The sequence below is a fragment of the Curtobacterium sp. MCSS17_015 genome (genome assembly GCF_003234265.2).
Taxonomy (GTDB): domain Bacteria; phylum Actinomycetota; class Actinomycetes; order Actinomycetales; family Microbacteriaceae; genus Curtobacterium.
Genome location: NZ_CP126256.1, coordinates 3,276,755 through 3,293,283 on the forward strand (window position 1 = coordinate 3,276,755; position 16,529 = coordinate 3,293,283).

The 16,529-nt window shown below is 68.8% G+C and carries 18 protein-coding genes, 1 pseudogene and 1 other annotated feature; of the genes and pseudogenes, 6 read left to right on the forward strand and 13 right to left on the reverse strand.

Translation table 11 applies throughout. From position 1 onward, the window contains the following. Nucleotides 1–6: 6 nt before the first annotated feature. Both DEJ18_RS15690 and DEJ18_RS15695 read right to left on the reverse strand, forming a co-directional pair. Nucleotides 7–1,194 (reverse strand): adenosylhomocysteinase, encoded by a 1,188-nt coding sequence (locus DEJ18_RS15690; protein ID WP_111209869.1) that lies wholly within the window; start codon nucleotides 1,192–1,194, stop codon nucleotides 7–9. A 117-nt stretch (nucleotides 1,195–1,311) separates the two neighbouring features. Continuing rightward, nucleotides 1,312–1,452 (reverse strand): hypothetical protein, encoded by a 141-nt coding sequence (locus tag DEJ18_RS15695; protein WP_181434139.1) that lies wholly within the window; start codon nucleotides 1,450–1,452, stop codon nucleotides 1,312–1,314. Between the two features lie 97 nt (nucleotides 1,453–1,549). Here DEJ18_RS15695 and DEJ18_RS15700 point away from each other — a divergent pair, with 97 nt between their 5' ends. Beyond that, entirely contained in the window at nucleotides 1,550–2,044 is a 495-nt protein-coding gene (locus DEJ18_RS15700; RefSeq protein WP_258376864.1) for an ASCH domain-containing protein, read from the forward strand. Nucleotides 2,045–2,070: 26 nt separating this feature from the next. On the opposite strand, the gene DEJ18_RS15705 is transcribed toward DEJ18_RS15700, so the two are convergent. From DEJ18_RS15705 to DEJ18_RS15735, 7 genes are all read right to left on the reverse strand, one after another. Then, nucleotides 2,071–2,955: a carbohydrate kinase family protein gene (locus DEJ18_RS15705; protein ID WP_111209868.1), complete on the reverse strand. Its 885-nt coding sequence runs from the start codon at nucleotides 2,953–2,955 to the stop codon at nucleotides 2,071–2,073. A 122-nt stretch (nucleotides 2,956–3,077) separates the two neighbouring features. After that, nucleotides 3,078–4,175, reverse strand: coding sequence for a glycoside hydrolase family 172 protein (locus DEJ18_RS15710; protein ID WP_111209867.1), 1,098 nt, complete (start codon nucleotides 4,173–4,175; stop codon nucleotides 3,078–3,080). Between the two features lie 29 nt (nucleotides 4,176–4,204). Further along, entirely contained in the window at nucleotides 4,205–5,128 is a 924-nt protein-coding gene (locus DEJ18_RS15715) for a carbohydrate ABC transporter permease (RefSeq protein ID WP_111209866.1), read from the reverse strand. Further along, nucleotides 5,128–6,045 (reverse strand): carbohydrate ABC transporter permease, encoded by a 918-nt coding sequence (locus DEJ18_RS15720; RefSeq protein WP_258376863.1) that lies wholly within the window; start codon nucleotides 6,043–6,045, stop codon nucleotides 5,128–5,130. The genes DEJ18_RS15715 and DEJ18_RS15720 overlap by 1 nt, the downstream gene beginning before the upstream one ends. A gap of 52 nt (nucleotides 6,046–6,097) precedes the next feature. Next, nucleotides 6,098–7,420, reverse strand: a complete 1,323-nt coding sequence (locus tag DEJ18_RS15725) for an ABC transporter substrate-binding protein (protein ID WP_111209865.1) — start codon at nucleotides 7,418–7,420, stop codon at nucleotides 6,098–6,100. Nucleotides 7,421–7,532: 112 nt separating this feature from the next. Next, nucleotides 7,533–8,618, reverse strand: coding sequence for a LacI family DNA-binding transcriptional regulator (locus DEJ18_RS15730; RefSeq protein ID WP_111209864.1), 1,086 nt, complete (start codon nucleotides 8,616–8,618; stop codon nucleotides 7,533–7,535). A gap of 258 nt (nucleotides 8,619–8,876) precedes the next feature. Then, nucleotides 8,877–9,911: an aldo/keto reductase gene (locus DEJ18_RS15735; RefSeq protein WP_111209863.1), complete on the reverse strand. Its 1,035-nt coding sequence runs from the start codon at nucleotides 9,909–9,911 to the stop codon at nucleotides 8,877–8,879. Nucleotides 9,912–10,032: 121 nt separating this feature from the next. Here DEJ18_RS15735 and DEJ18_RS15740 point away from each other — a divergent pair, with 121 nt between their 5' ends. Beyond that, on the forward strand, nucleotides 10,033–10,578 hold the full coding sequence (locus tag DEJ18_RS15740) for a TetR/AcrR family transcriptional regulator (protein ID WP_258376862.1): 546 nt from the start codon (nucleotides 10,033–10,035) through the stop codon (nucleotides 10,576–10,578). Between the two features lie 12 nt (nucleotides 10,579–10,590). Beyond that, on the forward strand, nucleotides 10,591–10,992 hold the full coding sequence (locus DEJ18_RS15745; protein ID WP_111209861.1) for an MFS transporter: 402 nt from the start codon (nucleotides 10,591–10,593) through the stop codon (nucleotides 10,990–10,992). A 29-nt stretch (nucleotides 10,993–11,021) separates the two neighbouring features. Here DEJ18_RS15745 and DEJ18_RS15750 read toward each other — a convergent pair whose 3' ends face one another. Next, nucleotides 11,022–12,020, reverse strand: a complete 999-nt coding sequence (locus DEJ18_RS15750) for a helix-turn-helix transcriptional regulator (RefSeq protein ID WP_111209860.1) — start codon at nucleotides 12,018–12,020, stop codon at nucleotides 11,022–11,024. 101 nt (nucleotides 12,021–12,121) lie between these two features. Here DEJ18_RS15750 and DEJ18_RS15755 point away from each other — a divergent pair, with 101 nt between their 5' ends. Beyond that, complete coding sequence (locus DEJ18_RS15755; RefSeq protein ID WP_111209859.1) at nucleotides 12,122–12,574, forward strand: VOC family protein; 453 nt, start codon at nucleotides 12,122–12,124, stop codon at nucleotides 12,572–12,574. Nucleotides 12,575–12,831: 257 nt separating this feature from the next. On the opposite strand, the pseudogene DEJ18_RS15760 reads toward DEJ18_RS15755, so the two are convergent. Then, nucleotides 12,832–13,700: pseudogene (locus DEJ18_RS15760) on the reverse strand (IS3 family transposase); the annotation flags it as partial. A 15-nt stretch (nucleotides 13,701–13,715) separates the two neighbouring features. Continuing rightward, nucleotides 13,716–14,950 (reverse strand): IS3 family transposase gene (locus DEJ18_RS15765; RefSeq protein ID WP_258376861.1). Its coding sequence is split into 2 segments (ribosomal slippage): nucleotides 13,716–14,671 and nucleotides 14,671–14,950, totalling 1,236 coding nucleotides; the frame shifts between segments, so codons are not numbered across the junction. Further along, nucleotides 14,559–14,672: a sequence feature (AL1L pseudoknot), on the reverse strand. Its footprint overlaps the gene before it by 114 nt. A gap of 186 nt (nucleotides 14,951–15,136) precedes the next feature. On the opposite strand from DEJ18_RS15765, the gene DEJ18_RS15770 reads away from it, so the two are divergent. Further along, complete coding sequence (locus DEJ18_RS15770; RefSeq protein ID WP_258376860.1) at nucleotides 15,137–15,259, forward strand: hypothetical protein; 123 nt, start codon at nucleotides 15,137–15,139, stop codon at nucleotides 15,257–15,259. 96 nt (nucleotides 15,260–15,355) lie between these two features. Here the strand turns inward: DEJ18_RS15770 and DEJ18_RS15775 are convergent, their stop codons facing one another. Next, nucleotides 15,356–15,859 carry a hypothetical protein gene (locus DEJ18_RS15775; RefSeq protein WP_146241498.1) on the reverse strand — a complete coding sequence of 168 codons (504 nt, stop codon included), beginning with the start codon at nucleotides 15,857–15,859 and terminating at the stop codon, nucleotides 15,356–15,358. A 123-nt stretch (nucleotides 15,860–15,982) separates the two neighbouring features. On the opposite strand from DEJ18_RS15775, the gene DEJ18_RS15780 reads away from it, so the two are divergent. Continuing rightward, nucleotides 15,983–16,528 carry a hypothetical protein gene (locus tag DEJ18_RS15780; RefSeq protein WP_111209856.1) on the forward strand — a complete coding sequence of 182 codons (546 nt, stop codon included), beginning with the start codon at nucleotides 15,983–15,985 and terminating at the stop codon, nucleotides 16,526–16,528. The last annotated feature ends 1 nt before the right edge of the window (nucleotide 16,529 follow it).

A 16,529-nucleotide genomic window follows, 5' to 3' on the forward strand; every position in this document is an offset into this window, starting at 1 on the left:
CGACCGTCAGCGACCGCCCTTGCCGAGCAGCGCGACGAGCGCCGTCGCCAGCCAGTGGTCGACGTCGGCAGGGACCGGCCCTGCCCCGGTCCACGGCACGTCGCCGCGCGCGATCGCCGCGAGACTCCGGGCCTGCAGCGACAGCCCGAGGTCCATCGCCTGGATCGGGTTGCCGCCCGCGGCCGTGAGGTTGATCATCCGCGTCCCGTGCAGTGTCACGACCTCGCGCCCGTCGACCAGACGGTGCAGGACCCGCGCGTCCGGGTCGGAACCCGGCCCCGACAGGGAGGTGGTCTCCGCGGTCACCGCGGTCAGGGCCTCCAGGTCGAGCTCGAGCCCTTCATGACCGACGCCCGCGATGACGACGCCGTCGCGGAGCATCGCGATCTCGGCGGAGCCGACGACGCCCCGTGCGCCCGTCGCCAGGAAGAGCAGCTCGGTGTCGGGCAGGACCGCAGCCATCGGCCCGACGCGGTGGCCGCGCATGATCGCCTCGAGCGCGCGGAACGGGTCCGTGTCGACGACGCTCACGACGGCGCCGAGGCTCCGGAGCGTGTCCGCGACGCCCTTGCCACACGGGCCGTACCCGACAACGGTGGCGCGGGCGCCGGGCACCATCGCGTTCGTTGCGTTCATGAACCCCTGCACGATGCTCTGCCCGACGCCGTGCTCGTTCTCGACGATGAGCTTCAGTCGGCTGTCGTTGATGACCACGACCGGGAAGTCCGGCGCCTGCGGCAGGGCGCGGATGGCGATGCCGCCGGTGGTCGTCTCCTCCGTCGCGCCGAGGAACGTGCTCGACCGTGGTGCTCCCCTGCTCAGCTTCGCGATGAGCTCACCGCCGTTGTCCATCACCAGGTCCGGGAGGGCGGCGAGCAGTTCGTCGAGGTTCCGGTCGTGCTGCTCGGCGTCGTCACTGCGGCCACCGATCACCGTGATGCCGAGGGTCCGGAGCGCCTCCGCCGTCTCGGGCACGGTCGTGCCGACGTTGCCGGTGATCGTCACGCGGGCGCCCTGATCGAGCAGCCATCGGCACAGGACGGCGGTCTTCGGCTCGATGTGGATGCAGATGCCGAGGTGCAGGCCGGCGAACACCGGAGCGTCCTGCTCGATGCTGGCCGCGAGGAGCGGCATGGAGCGGGTCGCCCAGTCGATCGCCGGGGAGCCGGAGGGGGTGAGGGTGCGTGCGGGCATGACGGTGCTTCCTGTTTCCGAGCGGTGGGTTGTGCGGGTCGAGCCGGCTGCTCCCCCGCCTGCTGCGCAGGAATCGGAGCCGCCGGCCTGGAGGCGCGGGGCGCGCCCGTCACGCATCTACGGATGGAGCTCGCGGCGGCTGTCGTCGCTGCCGTACAGGTCGGCCTTCTCGGCGGAGACGATCGGCGTCCAGCCCGGGCCGGAGGCCGTCGCGCGGCACAGCAGCGTCGTGCTGGTGGTGCGATCGCGCGTGGTCATCGGGGCTCCGGAGGCTCGTGGGGACGGGTCGATCCTGTCACGTCCGGTGGGTGGCATGGCCGTCGCTCGCATCTGGTCGCTCACTAGGGTCACTGCTGTGAACGCACCCTCACCGACCGTGGCCGCCTTCTGGGAGGCGCGTCGCCGCGACTCCCCCGATCTGCCCGAGACCGTTCCCCTCGCATGGGCGTTCGGTGCGACACCGGAACACGCGGACGCCCTGCTCGACCTCGTGCTCGCCGGCGTGAAGGACGGAACAGCATCCTCGCTCTGGGACTACGAGGCCACCGGTGAGCCCCTGCCGGAGGTCGGCGAGTACAGCATCATCCTCGACGGCACTGACGAGCCGCGAGCCGTGCTCGTGACGACCGAGGTCCGGATCGTACCGTTCATCCGGGTCAGCGCCGAGCACGCCCGCGCCGAGGGTGAGGGCGACCGGACCCTGGCCTACTGGCGTGCGGCGCACGAGCGGTACTGGCGGGAGCACTCGGAGAGCCCGCGGGGGTGGGCGTCTGACATGCCGGTGGTGTGTGAGCGCTTCCGGCTGCTGTGGCCGGATCACGCCGAGGGGCCCAGCTCGTCAGTGTCCTGACGGAGCGGACGGCGCATCCAGGACGTTCACACGTCCTGGTCGAGCTCCGCCCGCGTGGGCGGGTCCGCCCCTGGTCGCGACACCGTGACCGCTGCGCACGCCAGTGCGAGTCCCGCGAGTCGCTCGAGCTCGGCGCCGTCCAGGTCCCCGGGCTCCACTCGCCCGGACAGGACGCCGACGAGCAACCCCGACATGAACGAGTCGCCGGCCCCGATCGTGTCCACGACCTCGACGGCGGGTGCGGGCGACCTGCGGCGAGCGCTCCGGGACGCGATCGCACACCCGGAGCCGCCGAGGGTCACCGCGGCGAGCCCCACCCCGGCCGCGAGCAGCCCGTCGAGGACCGCGTCGACGTCACGGTCCGGCCACAGCCACGCGGCGTCCTCGTCACTGAGCTTGACGACGTCCGCCTCGGCGACGAGCGGCGCCAGCGCCGCCAGGACCGCGTCCCGGTCCGGCGTGATCGTCGGCCGGACGTTCGGGTCGAGGGAGCAGAGCGTGCCCGAGGGTCGGCCGCGAACCGCGTCGAGGACCGCGCCCGCTCCGGGCCGCAGCACGGCCCCGATCGACCCGACGTGCACGAGGGGCGTCCCCGCCGGCACGTCGACGGGGTCGAGCCGCCAGTCGAGGTCGAACGCGTAGGACGCGCCGCCGTGCTCCTCGATCGTCGCGACCGCGGTCGACGTGCGCCCGATGCGCGTCGCGTCGACCGCCACGCCGCTCGCTGCGACGTGGGCCAGGACCGCGCTGCCACGGTCGTCGTCGCCGAGCGCGCAGACGAGCCGTGCCGGCGTGCCGAGTCTGGCCAGGCCGACCGCGACGTTCATCGGACTCCCACCGGGCTGCTCGACGCGCCCCGCTGGTCGGTCGACCACGTCGACGAGGGCCTCACCGATGACGACGGTCTCCATGCTGCTCACCTTCCGGCAACGGGTTGAGGATCGGGAGCGACGCGGGTCCTGCGTCCCTACCGCGAGGGGACGGCCTGGAGGCGCGGTGCGGGCCCGCACCGCGCCTCCAGGCCGTCAGGCGGTCACCTCGGGACGCGTGCCGCCGCCGGGGGCAGCGTCGGGAACGGCGCGTGCGGTCCCGTCTGGTACCAGTAGGCGACCGTGCTGATGTCGTCGGCCCGCTCGAACAGCCCGTGGTCCCAGGTGCCGATCTGCTGCACGGTGACGCGCAGGTCCTCCTCGAACCAGATCGGGTCCGGCAGGTGCCAGCGGTACAGGGCGTGCATCGGCGCGACCGCGTGGATGAACTCGGACGCCCCGGTGGTGTCACGACTGCTGCAGAACGGGTAGCCGAAGTACGGCGCACTGAAGGTGAGCGGCACGGGCTCGGGGTCGGCACGGAGCTCGTCCTGGAACGCCCACGCTCCGCCGGCGTAGTCCTCGAGTCCGGTGCTGCAGAGCGACGGGAGCTCGTCGTCGCCGTCCACGAAGAACTTGACCTCGCCCTCACCCCACCAGAAGCGGCTCAGCGAGGCGAGGGCGACGTAGGTGCCGACGTACCGCCCGCGGCCGCGCACCCCGTCGAGGATGACGTGGTCCTCGCCGAGCGCGGTCGTGCCGTTCGACCGCCGCCACTGCGCGTGGAAGTACGGGGTGTCGGCGGCGATGTCGTCACCGGTGGTCAGGTCGACCTGGAAGAAGACGTGCTCCAGGTCGGCACCGTGCTCGCTCGTGATGGCGATGCGAGCGTGCTTCCGGAACGGCATCGGGAAGTAGCTGTTCATGCCGGCGGTCGGGGCGACGGTGATCGGTTCCGACGTGACGAGCGCGCGGGTGGCGAAGCCGTTGCAGAAGAAGTCGCCGAGCGGGACCTCGACCGAGGGTTCGTCCTCGTCGTCCCACCAGGCGCGCAGGACCAGGTCGCGGAGGACGAACGGTCCGGCCTCGGTCTTGTCGGTCACGGTGATCCAGATGTGCCGGATCACCCCGGGCCCGTCGATGTCGACCAGGTCCACCGTCCCACCGGCGGGCAGTGCGGCCCAGGCGCTCCCCTTGCGGCCCGGACCGAGGTTCGACGAGGCCGAGGCGGCGATCCCGAACGCCCCGGTGGGGTTCTCGGCGTTGATCGATCGGGACCGCACGCCGGCGGGCGGCGCGAGTTCGGACAGGGTGGGGAGCATGGATCCTCCGGGGGTCGGTCGGGTGGTGGTCACTTGACGGAGCCGACGGTGACGCCGCGGCTCAGGGTGCGTTGGAAGACGAGGAAGAAGACCAGGGTCGGGAGCAGGGAGAGCAACGACCCGGCGTTGAGCGCGGTCAGGTTGATGCTGTTCTGCCCCTGCAGGGTCGCGAGCGCGATCGGGACGGTCTGCGCGGACTGGTCGGTGAGGAGCACGAGCGGGATGTAGAACTCGTTCCAGGTCCAGACGAAGAAGAACACGACGAGCACCGACAGCGTCGGGCGGAGGACCGGGAACACCACCGACCAGAGGATGCGGAAGCGTCCGGCGCCGTCGAGCGCTGCGGCCTCGAGCAACGACTGGGGGATCGTGCTCATCACGCTCGACAGCAGGTACGTGCCGAACGCGGCCTGCAGCACGGTGAAGACGATCACCACGCTCCAGATCGTGTTGACGGTGCCGGTGGTCTGGGCGCCGTAGAACAGCGGGTAGATGAGGGACTCCTGCGGGAGCATCGTCGCCAGCAGGAACACCGCGAGCATCCAGGTGCGACCGCGGATCCGGCCGATGCCGATCCCGTAGCTCGTCACGAGGGCGAGCGCCGTCCCGAGCACGGCGACGAGTCCCGAGATGACGATCGAGTTGAGCAGTGCCCGCGGGTAGTCGACGAGGGACAGGTACTGCTGGAAGGCCTCGGTGCTGAACTGCTCGGGCAGCGACAGCGGACCGTGGGCGGAGTAGTCCGCGCCGGTCTTGAAGGCGTTGAGCACGAGGAGCAGCAGGGGCGCCAGCATGAGCAGGGCGAACACCGCCGCCACGGCGAGGACGACCCAGCGGGTGACCCCGCGCTTCCGGCGGGCGCCGCGGCCCCGCTGAGTCCGTCCTCCCGGAGTCTGGGCGGCCCGATCCTCGGTCGGAGCGGTCTCGTCGGAGGTGGACAGAGTGGCGCTCATCAGGCGTCCTTCCCCTCGGCGTCACGGCGCTGCAGCCACATGAGCACACCCGCGATGACGAAGATGACGATCGCCATGACCGTCGCGATGGCGGACCCGTACCCGACCTTCGACAGCTCGAAGAAGTTCCGGTACGAGTAGTACGACGGCACGACGGTGGATCCCTCCGGCCCGCCGCCCGTCAGGATGAGGATCGGCGCGAAGACCTTGAGGGCGCCGACGGTCGCCGTGATCACGACGACGAACACCTCGGGGCGGATCTGCGGCAGCGTGATCGCGGTGAAGCGTCGCCACCAGCCGGCACCGTCGAGCGACGCCGCCTCGTACAGTTCCGGGTCCACCCGCTGCAGTGCCGCCATGAAGACGACCACCGGGTAGCCGATCTGCAGCCAGACGAGCACGAGCATCACGGCGAAGATCGCGATGTCCGGGTTGCCCAGCCAGTCCGGTGGACTCGTGTTCCCGAACGCGGCGAGCACGCTGTTGAGCAGCCCGTTCTGGGTGGCGAGCACCCAGCTCCACACGAAGCCGGCGACCGCGATCGGCAGGATCTGCGGCAGGTAGTACAGCGCGCGGAGCGTCGCGGCCACCTTCGGCCCGAATTCGCGGCCGAGGTGGTCGAACAGCATCGCGGCGAGGACGAGCCCGATGATGGTCGGCACCACGACGATGCCGACGATCATGAACACGGAGTTCCCGAAGGCGAGCCAGAACTGTGCGTCGGCGAGCAGGTCGACGTAGTTGCCGATCCCGTACCAGCGCATCGGCGCCAGTCCGCCCTTCCACTGGAAGAGGCTGTACCAGACGTTCATCGCGAACGGCACGATCACGATGGCGAGCGTGCCGATGATCATCGGTACGAGGTACCACCAGTAGGAGTGCTGCCGGGTGCGACTTCGGAGCGCGAGTGTCGTCATGACGATCTCCTGACGGGGGCGCCGGTGGGCGCCCGCCCGGTGTGGGTGTCGGTCAGCCCTGGTCGACGGTCTTCTTGCCGTCGTCGTAGAAGGACTGCAGCTCGGACAGGTACTCGTCGGCGGTCTCGTTGCCGTTCGACATCGCCGACATGTTGTTCTGGATGAAGTCGAGGAAGCCGGGCACGGGGTAGTCCGGGTAGAAGGTGAGCGTGTCGTCACGCACGACCTCGTCGAAGCGCTCGGTGTACGCCTTCGTGACGGGGTCCGAGATCGACGCGGTGTCGCCCGCCAGCGGCAGGCCGCCCTGTTCACCGATCTCGTTCTGGACCTCGGGGCTGAGCGTGGTGTCGATCCAGTCGTAGGCGAGTTCCTTGTTGCCGGCCTTCGCCGGGACGCCCCACAGGTGGCCGGATGACCCCATCGTCATGTTCGCGCCGGGGAGCGTGAACGAGCCCCACTCGAAGGACGCCTGGTCCTTGACCCGCGCGAAGACGCCGTTGTTCCAGATGAGCATCCCGGTCTTGCCGCTCAGGAAGTTGACGTTCGCCTGCTCGAAGTTGAGGCCGCCGAGGTCCGTGCCGACGTAGCCCTCGTCGATCCATTCCTGGAACTGCCGCGTGCCCGACTTCCACGGGTCCTTCGAGAAGTCGACCTTCCCCTTGAGGAACATGAAGTCGTCGATGTCCTCCCGGTCGGCTGCCGCGGAGACGAGCGAGTACCAGATCCACATCTGGTTGAAGCCCTGGTTGACCGCTGCCGACGACGAGATCGGCGTGATGTCGGCGTCCTTGAGCTTCTGCAGGGCGGTGGTGAACTCGTCCATCGTCTTCGGCTCGGCGGTGATGCCGGCCTGCTGGAACTTGTCCTTGTTGTAGTAGAAGGTGACGTACTCACCGACGTTCGGGACGCCGTACCAGTTGCCGCTGCCGGCCTTGCCCTGCTCGTCGTACTTCGCGAACGACTGCATGGAGCCGGTGACCTTGTCGTCCCAGCCGCGCTCCTCGACGGCGTCGTCGAGGTTCTCGAGCAGCCCCTGACTGGCGAGCTGCCCACCGTCGGCATTGCCCTTGTTGAACTCGACGACGTCCGGCACCTTGTTCCCGCCGAGCACGAGCTTGGCGTTCTTGCGGAACCCGTCGAAGCTCGTCGTCTGGAACTCCACGTCGACGTCCGGGTGCTTCTTCTCGAAGATCTCGAGCGCGAGCTTCCAGCCCTGGCCCTGCGCCGTGCTGGGGTCCTCGTACTGCATGATCGTGAAGGTCTTGCCGTCCGAGCCGGAGCCGGACGCGCTGCATCCGGTGAGGGCGGCCGCGGCGAGCGCGATCGTGGTGATGGCGGCGGTCCGCAGGGACCGACGTCGCGTGGTTCGGTGCATGGTGCAGCTCCTTTGCTGATGACGTGGACGACCGCGCGCAGGCGCACTCGACCACCGCGACGTGGGGCGCGTCGCGTTCGGGTGGGTGTCGGGAGGACTGGTGCGGTACGGCTCAGGGGGGATCGCGGGGCGGCGCGACGGAACTGCGCACCACGATCGGACAGTGCATGCGGTGCCCGACGGGTGCGTCACCGGTCGCGGGTGATCCGTCGATCCGGCGGAGGATGCGCTCGACGGCCCACTCCCCCATCGCTCGGTGCGGGAGCTGCACGGTGGTGAGTCCCGGGTCGAGCGCTTCGGCGACGAACTCCTGGTTGTCGAAGCCGACGATGGACAGGTCGGTGGGGACGGTCAGTCCGAGGCTCCGGGCCACCTGGTAGAAGCCCATCGCGATCTGGTCGCCGAAGCAGAACACCGCGGTCGGCCGCTCGCCGGCCGGTCGGTCGAGGAGGGCGTGCGCGGGCGCGATGGCGCACGCGGTCGCCGCGTCCTCGGCGGTCACCATGAGCGCGGGGTCGGCCGGGAGGCCCGCATCGGCCAGGGCGCGCCGGTACCCGCGGGTGCGCAGTGCGTCGGCGATCGGGTAGGCACGGACGGTGCAGAACCCGATGCGGCGGTGTCCCGCCTGCACGAGGTGGGTCACGGCGTCGTACGCACCGCGCTCCTCGTCCGGCACGACGAAGTCGGTCGGTGCAGCGTCGGGGCCCGCTCCCCCGGACGCTGCGCCGCCGTCGGCCGGGCCGGTGTCGGGGCGGCCGTCGAGCAGGACCACCGGGGTGCTCGACGGCACCTTCGGTGCCTCGACGGTCCGGTGGTACGTCGCGGCGACGATGAGTCCGTCGACGTTCCGCTGCAGCAGCGACTGCACCGCCGTGGTCTGCATCTCCTCGTTGCCGCCGGTGTCGACGAGCATGAGGACGTAGCCGCTGCGCCAGGCGGCCTCCTGCGCGCCGGCGAGCATCGCGCTCGAGAACGGGACGGTCGCGACCCGGTCGGACACCAGGCCGATGGTCTGCGTCTGCTTCGACTTCAGTGAGCGGGCGAGCTGGTTCGGCACGTAGCCGAACGTGTCGGCGAGCTCCCGGATCCGGCTGGCGACGTCGCGGTTGACGCGGCCGGCGTCCCGGTCGTTGAGCACGAGCGACACGGACGACACGGACACGCCCACCTGGGCGGCGATGTCCTTCATCGTCAGCATGCGTCGCTCCTTCGCGTCGATCGGTTGACGCGGGGTCGTCAATCGATTGATGCGACCGTAGGAGCGTCAAACGCGTTGACGCAAAATCCCGTTACCCGATCGTGACCAGCACCGTCGTGAGGGGCGGCGGAGGCGGGCGGACGGGGAGGGGACCGATCAGGTGCAGCAGCCCCGGAACCACGGCGGCCGGGAGGATGAGCGTCCGGACACGACTCCTCCTCCCGGCCTCGCGGCCACCGGGGCGTGGGTCGCGCTGTCTCAGGCTGCTCGGCGCTCGGCGACGGGGCGCCGACGCAGCCCGGCCTGCAGGACTGCTGGCGGGGCGTACTGCTGGTCGAGACGACCGACGTCCGTGCCCGGCGGGACGATCGCGTCGATCCGGTCGAGGACCTCGTCCGACAGCGCCACGTCGGCGCCCGCGAGCAGGTCGTCGAGCTGCTCCATCGACCGCGGACCGATCAGCGCGCTCGTGACTCCGGGGTGTGCGATCGCGAACGCCATCGCGAGGTGGGTCATCGGGATGCCGACCTCCTCGGACAGCGCGACGACCTGCTCGACGGCGTCGATGCGTCGCTCGTCCTGGTTGTGCCGGAACAAGCCGACGCGGGCGAGGTCGCTCTGCTGGCCCTTGCGGAACCGCCCGGTCAGCATGCCGCCGGCAAGCGGGCTCCAGACGAGAGTGCCCATGCCGTAGCGCTCGACGACGGGCAGGACCTCGCGCTCGATGCCGCGGTTCAGGATCGAGTAGGTCGGCTGCTCCGTGCGGAAGCGCTCGAGACCCCGGTGTTCCGAGGTCCACTGCGCCTCCACCTGCATCGACGCCGGGAAGTCGCTCGTGCCGATGGCGCGCACCTTGCCGCTGCGCACCAGGTCGGTCAGCGCCGACAGGGTCTCCTCGAGGTCGACCGTGTCGTCCGGTCGGTGTGCCTGGTACAGGTCGATGTGGTCGGTCTGCAGACGGCGGAGCGAGTCCTCCACCGCACGCATGATCCACCGGCGGGAGTTCCCCCGGCGGTTCGGATCGTCCCCCATCGGGCCGTTGAACTTCGTGGCGAGCACGACGTCGTCACGGCGACCCGCGAGCGCCTTGCCGAGCAGGGTCTCCGAGCCACCCTGCGAGTAGCGGTCGGCGGTGTCGATGAGGTTGATGCCGGCGTCCAGTGCCCGGTGGACGATCCGGATCGAGTCCTGTTCGTCTCCGTTGCCGATCCGGCCGTCGGTGCCGAGCATCATGGCGCCCAGCGCGAAGGGACTGACCTGGATACCGGTCTTGCCGAGGGTGCGGTACTGCATGGGATCCTCCTGTCGATGGCGTCCCGGGTGCAGATGTCGTAGTCTGACGCGAAGTGGAACGCTCTTCCGGAACTATACGGAACGCCTTTCCGTTTCCGCAACCCCGGACCGAGGAGGACCTGTGCGCGCCGACGCCCGCCGCAACCTGGACGCTTTGATCGACGCCGCCAAGGCCGTGTTCGCCTCCGACGGCGTCGACGCCCCCGCGAAGGCCATCGCCGACCGCGCAGGCGTCGGCGTCGGCACCCTGTACCGCCGCTTCCCACAGCGCTCCGACCTGGTCGTGGCGGTGTTCCAGCAGGCCGTCGAAGCCTGCGCTGACGCCGCCGACGACCTGCGCGCCGCACACGCTCCGGACGAGGCGCTTGCTCGGTGGTTGCAGCGGTTCACCGAGTTCGTCGCCACCAAGCGGGGGCTCGCCGCCGCACTGCAGTCCGGCGACGCCGCCTTCGAGGCCCTCCCCGCCTACTTCATCGGACGGCTCGGCGGCACCCTGACGGAGTTGCTCGACGCAGCGTCAGCAGCCGGAACGGTCCGCGCCGACATCGACGCACCCCAGCTCCTCCGGGCCGTCGCCGACCTGTCCCACGGTGCGGCGACCCCCGAGCAGAGCCAGCAGCTCGTCGGACTCCTGGTCGACGGGCTCCGCTACCGCGCCACCGTCTGAGCAGCACCGGGCGTGGAGCGGAGGACGCCGAGGTCGCGTGTCCACGCCGCGGGGAGCCGCTTCGGGTACGTCTGGGTCGCGCTCGCCCTGGTCCTCGTCGCCGCTGGGATGCGCCTCGTCGGTGTCGTCGCGGGCACCAACGTGATGACCGGTCTTCCGGAGAACCGCACCACAGTCGGTGCAGCGCTCGTGGACACGTCCAGCCAGGCTGCAACCGGTATCGGGCTCGCCGTGACCGGCACGATCCTCGCAGCCCTGTTCACCGGCGACATCTCCGCCACCAACTGGACCGCGCACCAGGCCGCCGCGTTCCAGACGGGCGTCACCGTCGCGGGCTTCGCCATGACCGTTGCCGCAGCGCTCCTCGTGGCGGTCGGCATGACCCGGGCGCGATCCGCACGGCAGGCCCGGTGAGCCCTGATCGACGTCGACCAGCGAGTGACCTACGGCTGGCGACGGGTGGTCGCGCTCTCGCTCGTCGCTCGGTAGCGCGCGGCGATCGTCCCGAACGCGGCTGCGAGTTCTGGCGGGCCGACGACCTCCATCGGCACCTCGAACCTGCCGAACGACGCTGCGAGTGCACCCCATGACCACGAACCGACCTCGAGAGCGCATCGGTGACCGTCGATCGCGGTCACGGTTCCGTCCCCGGCGAACGGCAGGACCTCGTGCGCGGGGAGATCGAGGATCACCGTGCCACGGCAGGGCCACTCGTTGACGTCAGAGCCCTTGAACCGCCCTGACACGAACTCGTCCACATCTCCACCGGGCACCGCGCGCGGGGCGAACGGCGGACCGTTCGGGGTCCGCGGTCGAACTCGATCGACGCTGTAGAGTCGCCAGTCCTCACGGTCGAGGTCCCACCCGAGCAGGTACCAGCGTCCGTGCGAGGTGACCAGGTGTGACGGTTCAGCACGGCGCGGCGGGAGAAGCGGCCGGTCCTCCGCTGTCGCATCACGAGGGACGTAGTCGAAGCGCAGTGTCTCTCGGTCGCGGATCGCGGTGGCGAGGGTGACGAGCACGTCGAACGAGAGGTTCACGGGGGCGGCATCGCCGGCGCGGCCGACCGCTGTCACCTCGAGCGCGTCGAGCCGATGCCGCAGTCGGGACGGCATGACCTGCCGTATCGTCCCGAGCGCACGGATCGCTGCCTCTTCGATGCCGGCACCGATCGCTGGCGCGGTCTGCAGGGCGATGGCGACCGCGACCGTCTGGTCGTCGTCGAACAGCAGTGGCGGCAGTTCGCTTCCCGCGTCGAGTCGGTAGCCACCGTCCGGGCCCATCGTGGCCCGGATGCTGTAGCCCATCCCACGCAGCCGATCGATGTCCCGACGAACGGTCCGGTCGCTGGTCTCGAGGCGACGTGCCAAGAGCGACCCCGGCCAGTCGCGACGCGTCTGGAGCAGCGACAGCAGGCGGAGCAGTCGCGTGGTCGTCGTCATGACGGCAACACTAATCACGGTCTAGGACAGGAACAGACCTACATGGCTGTGACAGTTGCGGCAGCGGGTCAACAGGACCCGGACCTCGTGAAGGAGCAACGATGACCATCCAGACGACCACCCACCTCAACTTCCGTGGCGATGCTCGCGCGGCGCTCGAGTTCTACCAGTCCGTGTTCGGCGGCCACACCGTCATCAACACGTACGCGGACTTCGGGATGCCGACGGAGGTGCCCGGGTCCGACAAGGTCGTCTTCGGGCTCGTCGCTGCCGACAGCGGCTTCCGCGTCATGGGCTACGACATCCCCGGCCAGACCGGAGGACGAATCGCCGGCGACGGTTCCACCCGCCGCGAGAACGGGACGACCGTCACCGACCAGGCGCTGTTCGTCTCGATCGGCGCGGAGACCCTCGAGGAACTCCAGGGACACTGGGACGCCCTCGCTGTCGATGCCGTCATCGTGGAGCCACTGGCGGCGTCGGCATGGAGCGCCGGTTTCGGCATGCTCACCGACCAGTTCGGCGTCACCTGGAGCATCAGCGTCACCGCGTAGATCTCCTCGCGGCGCGAGCCCGTCTGGCTCGCGCCGCACTCCGCACCCACGCTGACCGACGCAAGACCGCGACGCGCGCGACGGGTGCTCAGGGGGAGCGCGGGGAGCGCGGCCGGTAGTCGCATGGAGCGCCACTGGAATGACGAACGCCGCCCTGGTAGGGCGGCGTTCGTCATTCGGTCACTGTCACTGTTCAACAACGGGAACGTCGCGCGGAGATCCTGAGGGTCTGCTGCACGGATAGGTGACAGTTCTAGTCACGCCGCCAGTACGACGTTCGTCTTCATGATGGTTTCGAACCCGATGGGCGTCAATCGGCCGAGGCGGGCCTGACGGCGATGCCGGTGGTAGGTCCGTTCGATCCACGTCACGATTGCGATTCGTAGTTCTTCACGCGTTGCCCACGCGCGTCGGTTCAGGACGTTTTTCTGCAAGAGCGCGAAGAAGCTCTCCATTTCGGCGTTATCACCGCAGGAAGCGACTCTGCCCATCGACCCGACCATGCCGTGGCGGGTCAACGCCCGACGCAGCTTCCGGCTCGAAATTGCGATCCCCGATCCGAATGCAGGACACAATCGGCCACGTCGCCACGCATCCGGACCGCGTTCTCCAACGCAGTCACGGCCAGCTGCGACTTCATTCGGGAGTCGATCGAGTACCCCACGATGCGTCCGGAGTAGGCGTCCTTGACCGCGCAGAGGTAGAGCTTGCCCTCCGCGGTGTTGTGCTCGGTGATGTCGGTCAACCACAGCCGGTTCGGCGCCTCGGCTGTGAACACGTGCCGGACGCGACCGTGGTCGTCGGTCATGGTGCAGAGGGCGTCGTGGACCGCGGGGCCGGGCTTCTTCCCGGTTCTGCCACGCTTCTTCCCGAACACGCTCCACCAGCCGTTGTCCGACGCGATCGTCCACGCGGTCCGGTCCGCCATCGGTTCGCCGGCATCGCGGGCCTCGTCGACGAGGAGCCGGTACCCGACCTCGGGATCGTCCCGGTGCGCATCGAACAATGCGTTCGCCCGATATGCCCGCACCACCTCGCTGCGTGAGACGGGAGCCGCCAACCACCGGTAGTACGGCTGACGAGCAAGCTGCAACACCCGGCACGTCACCGCGACGGGAATGCCGTCTGTTCCACCCCGGGTTTAGTGGAGGCTCGGTAGTGCCTCTTCAACGGTAGTCGGAGCGGGGTTGTGACGGTAGTGGGCGTGTTCGAACTCGACGGGTGGGATCATGCCGAGTTCGCCGTGCAGACGGCGGTGGTTGAACCAATCGATGTACTCGACGGTCGCGATTTCGAGGTCCTCGATGCCCCGCCACGGTCCCTTGTTGCGGATCAGTTCGGCCTTGAAGATCGAGTTCACCGCCTCCGCGAGGGCATTGTCATAGCTGTCGCCCTTCGATCCGACGGACGCGACCGCACCGGCCTCAGCGAGTCGGTCCGTGTAGCGGATAGCTCGATATTGAACTCCGCGGTCGCTGTGATGGATCAGCCGTGACAGATCTCGACCTTCGCGTTGCCGGGTCCAGATGCCCATCTCGAGGGCGTCGAGGACGAGGTCGGTGCGCATGTTTTTCGATAGCTGCCAGCCCACGATACGGCGCAAGAACACGTCCGTGACGAACGCGGCGTAGACCCACCCGGAGAACGTGCGGATGTAGGTGATGTCGGCAACCCAGAGCTGGTCCGGACCGGTCGCGGTGAACGCCCGCTGCACCAGATCCGCCGGCCGGTCACCGACCGGACCCGGAATCGTCGTCTTCGGGCCCTTCCGCTTGGACACGCCGTGCAGTCCGGTGGACCGCATGAGTCGCTCAACCGTGCAGCGGGCGATCACGTGCCCCTCCCTCCGCAGTTGCGCGTGTACCTTCCGGGCGCCGTAAACGCCGTAGTTGCTCCGGTGCACCCGCTCGACCTCGATCCTGCGTGCAGCGTCGCTGATCGACCGGGCCGACGGCCGCCTGTTCTTCGCGGCGTAGTAGCTCGACGGGGCGACCTGCAACGTCCTGCAGATCGGCTCGACCCCGAACTCGTGCTTGTGCTGATCGATGAACCGCGTCACCTGCTGGACGGGCGGTCGAGCTCCGCCGCGAAGAAAGCCGACGCCGACTTCAGAATCACATTCGCCCGTCGAAGCTCGCGGACCTCACGCTCCAACTCCGCGATCCGCTGTGCGTCGTCAGTGGTGACCCCCGGCCGGTCGCCGGCATCGATCTCGGCTTGCTGCACCCAGTTCCGTAACGTCTCCGGATTGATCCCCAGCTGCTCACCGATCCGACGCAATGCGCCAGCTCTGGTGTTCGGGTTGCGGCGGGCTTCCACCGCGAGCCGGACCGCTCGCTCCCGAAGCTCCTCCGGGTACTTCCTCGGTGCTCCCATGACTCTCATCCTCCCGTGGATTGAGAGCCTCCATCAGACCCGGGGCGGAACATTCGTCTGCGACGGTGAGTTGCGTTACCCGGCGTGGCAGTTCAGCGATGATCCAACGATGTCTGTCCTTCCGGCCTCGCGCGACTCACGCTGGCGTGGGGCGAGCAGAAGCACCCGTCCACGATCCTCGGCTTCATGTACAACGCGGAACTCGAGATCGAGGGGACCGATGAGTCCTTCACGCCCGTCGAGTGGTTGACGATAGGCGGCGACGTCCAGGTCGTCCTTGACCATCTCGAAGCCGCGAGCTGGACGTAGGAACACCTTAGATGCACACGGGTCCGCCATCTGTAGATCCCGACGTAGCATCCTGGTACCCGAGTGCCCAGTCGCTCACCCAGCCCTGGGTCACGTTCAGTTGAGGGCCGATGGGTTCCAGCCAACCGCTTCGAGCGACCGGAAAAAGCTCAACACCTCTTCGAAAGTGTCTGCCGGATCCCGCCCCGCGAGGTGCTCCTCGTACATTGCCACACGCTTACGAACGCGGGGACTCTCGAGGGCCTTGGGTGTCCAGAGCTTGTGCAGCACGACGGACGCCCGCCAAGACGGCGGGCCTATGACGACCGGGGCTACGATCGGGGCGGTTATACCTCCGGCGTTAGTCGTGACGAGCGCCGCGTGCATGACGCCGTTCCGTGCATGAACGAGCCCATGTAACAAAGGGGCGTCGCGATCCCTTAGTTCTTCGTACTCGGCGCCCAAGTCATCGCGGAGGTTCTCATCGAGAACGGCCGCCCACATCACTCCGGCACCGACGTTGGCATAAAGCTCGCCATGACGTCGACGAAGGTCGGTCAGTGCCTTCTCGAGAGCGTTCAACGCCATCCCGCGGCTCCGAGCTCTTTCCCACTCCACCATCCGAGGACCGTAGCGCGATTGCAGCCCTGAGAACCCGGCGGCGCCGGCATCAGGCCGCGATGCGTCGCACCTAGCGCCCTTCGGACGTTCTGCAATGAACGATGCTCGGGCTATCGTCGCGGCATGAACAATCACCGCGCGATGATCATCGCCGACCACCTCGCCGCGCTGCCTGGCCGCAGCGGACAGGCCATCATCCAAGCTGCCCGCGTCGTGTGGGGCAACCAGCATCGAAGCCCCGAGGAAGCGGCCTACTTCCACCGGTCGCTCACCGCCTCCGCTGCACCGCTCATCCCCGACATCGAGGCGATTCGCTTCGCTGACATCGACGTCGAGGTGAATAAGCTGGGCCGCTCACTGTTCGGCACCGCCTACTACGTCACCGATTCAGCCATCGTCTGCCTCACGTTCTCCGCTCAGACGGGGCCGACTCCAGCCCATACCGTCGGGTCGGTCGAGAGCACCGCGGTCATTCGTAGCCGAGCCGACATCGTGCAGGCGAAACTGACGCGGGTTGACGCACCAGACTTCGACGACATGGAAGCGCAGTGGACCCCGGAGAACCCGGTACTGACGCTCACCATGCGATCAGGAGACACGATCGAGCTCAGGAGCACGGCCGGAGAGGAAGCAGAGTTCATCGCGCTCTGCGGCAACTTGCTCCACTAAC

What these genes read in the sequence shown, in the direction of transcription:
- DEJ18_RS15690 (WP_111209869.1), bottom strand. Translation starts at nt 1,194, where the DNA reads ATGCCCGCACGCACCCTCACCCCCTCCGGCTCCCCGGCGATCGACTGG.
- DEJ18_RS15695 (WP_181434139.1), bottom strand. Translation starts at nt 1,452, where the DNA reads ATGACCACGCGCGATCGCACCACCAGCACGACGCTGCTGTGCCGCGCG.
- DEJ18_RS15705 (WP_111209868.1), bottom strand. Translation starts at nt 2,955, where the DNA reads ATGGAGACCGTCGTCATCGGTGAGGCCCTCGTCGACGTGGTCGACCGA.
- DEJ18_RS15710 (WP_111209867.1), bottom strand. Translation starts at nt 4,175, where the DNA reads ATGCTCCCCACCCTGTCCGAACTCGCGCCGCCCGCCGGCGTGCGGTCC.
- DEJ18_RS15715 (WP_111209866.1), bottom strand. Translation starts at nt 5,128, where the DNA reads ATGAGCGCCACTCTGTCCACCTCCGACGAGACCGCTCCGACCGAGGAT.
- DEJ18_RS15720 (WP_258376863.1), bottom strand. Translation starts at nt 6,045, where the DNA reads ATGACGACACTCGCGCTCCGAAGTCGCACCCGGCAGCACTCCTACTGG.
- DEJ18_RS15725 (WP_111209865.1), bottom strand. Translation starts at nt 7,420, where the DNA reads ATGCACCGAACCACGCGACGTCGGTCCCTGCGGACCGCCGCCATCACC.
- DEJ18_RS15730 (WP_111209864.1), bottom strand. Translation starts at nt 8,618, where the DNA reads ATGCTGACGATGAAGGACATCGCCGCCCAGGTGGGCGTGTCCGTGTCG.
- DEJ18_RS15735 (WP_111209863.1), bottom strand. Translation starts at nt 9,911, where the DNA reads ATGCAGTACCGCACCCTCGGCAAGACCGGTATCCAGGTCAGTCCCTTC.
- DEJ18_RS15750 (WP_111209860.1), bottom strand. Translation starts at nt 12,020, where the DNA reads ATGACGACGACCACGCGACTGCTCCGCCTGCTGTCGCTGCTCCAGACG.
- DEJ18_RS15755 (WP_111209859.1), top strand. Translation starts at nt 12,122, where the DNA reads ATGACCATCCAGACGACCACCCACCTCAACTTCCGTGGCGATGCTCGC.
- DEJ18_RS15770 (WP_258376860.1), top strand. Translation starts at nt 15,137, where the DNA reads ATGTACAACGCGGAACTCGAGATCGAGGGGACCGATGAGTCCTTCACG.
- DEJ18_RS15775 (WP_146241498.1), bottom strand. Translation starts at nt 15,859, where the DNA reads ATGGTGGAGTGGGAAAGAGCTCGGAGCCGCGGGATGGCGTTGAACGCT.
- DEJ18_RS15780 (WP_111209856.1), top strand. Translation starts at nt 15,983, where the DNA reads ATGAACAATCACCGCGCGATGATCATCGCCGACCACCTCGCCGCGCTG.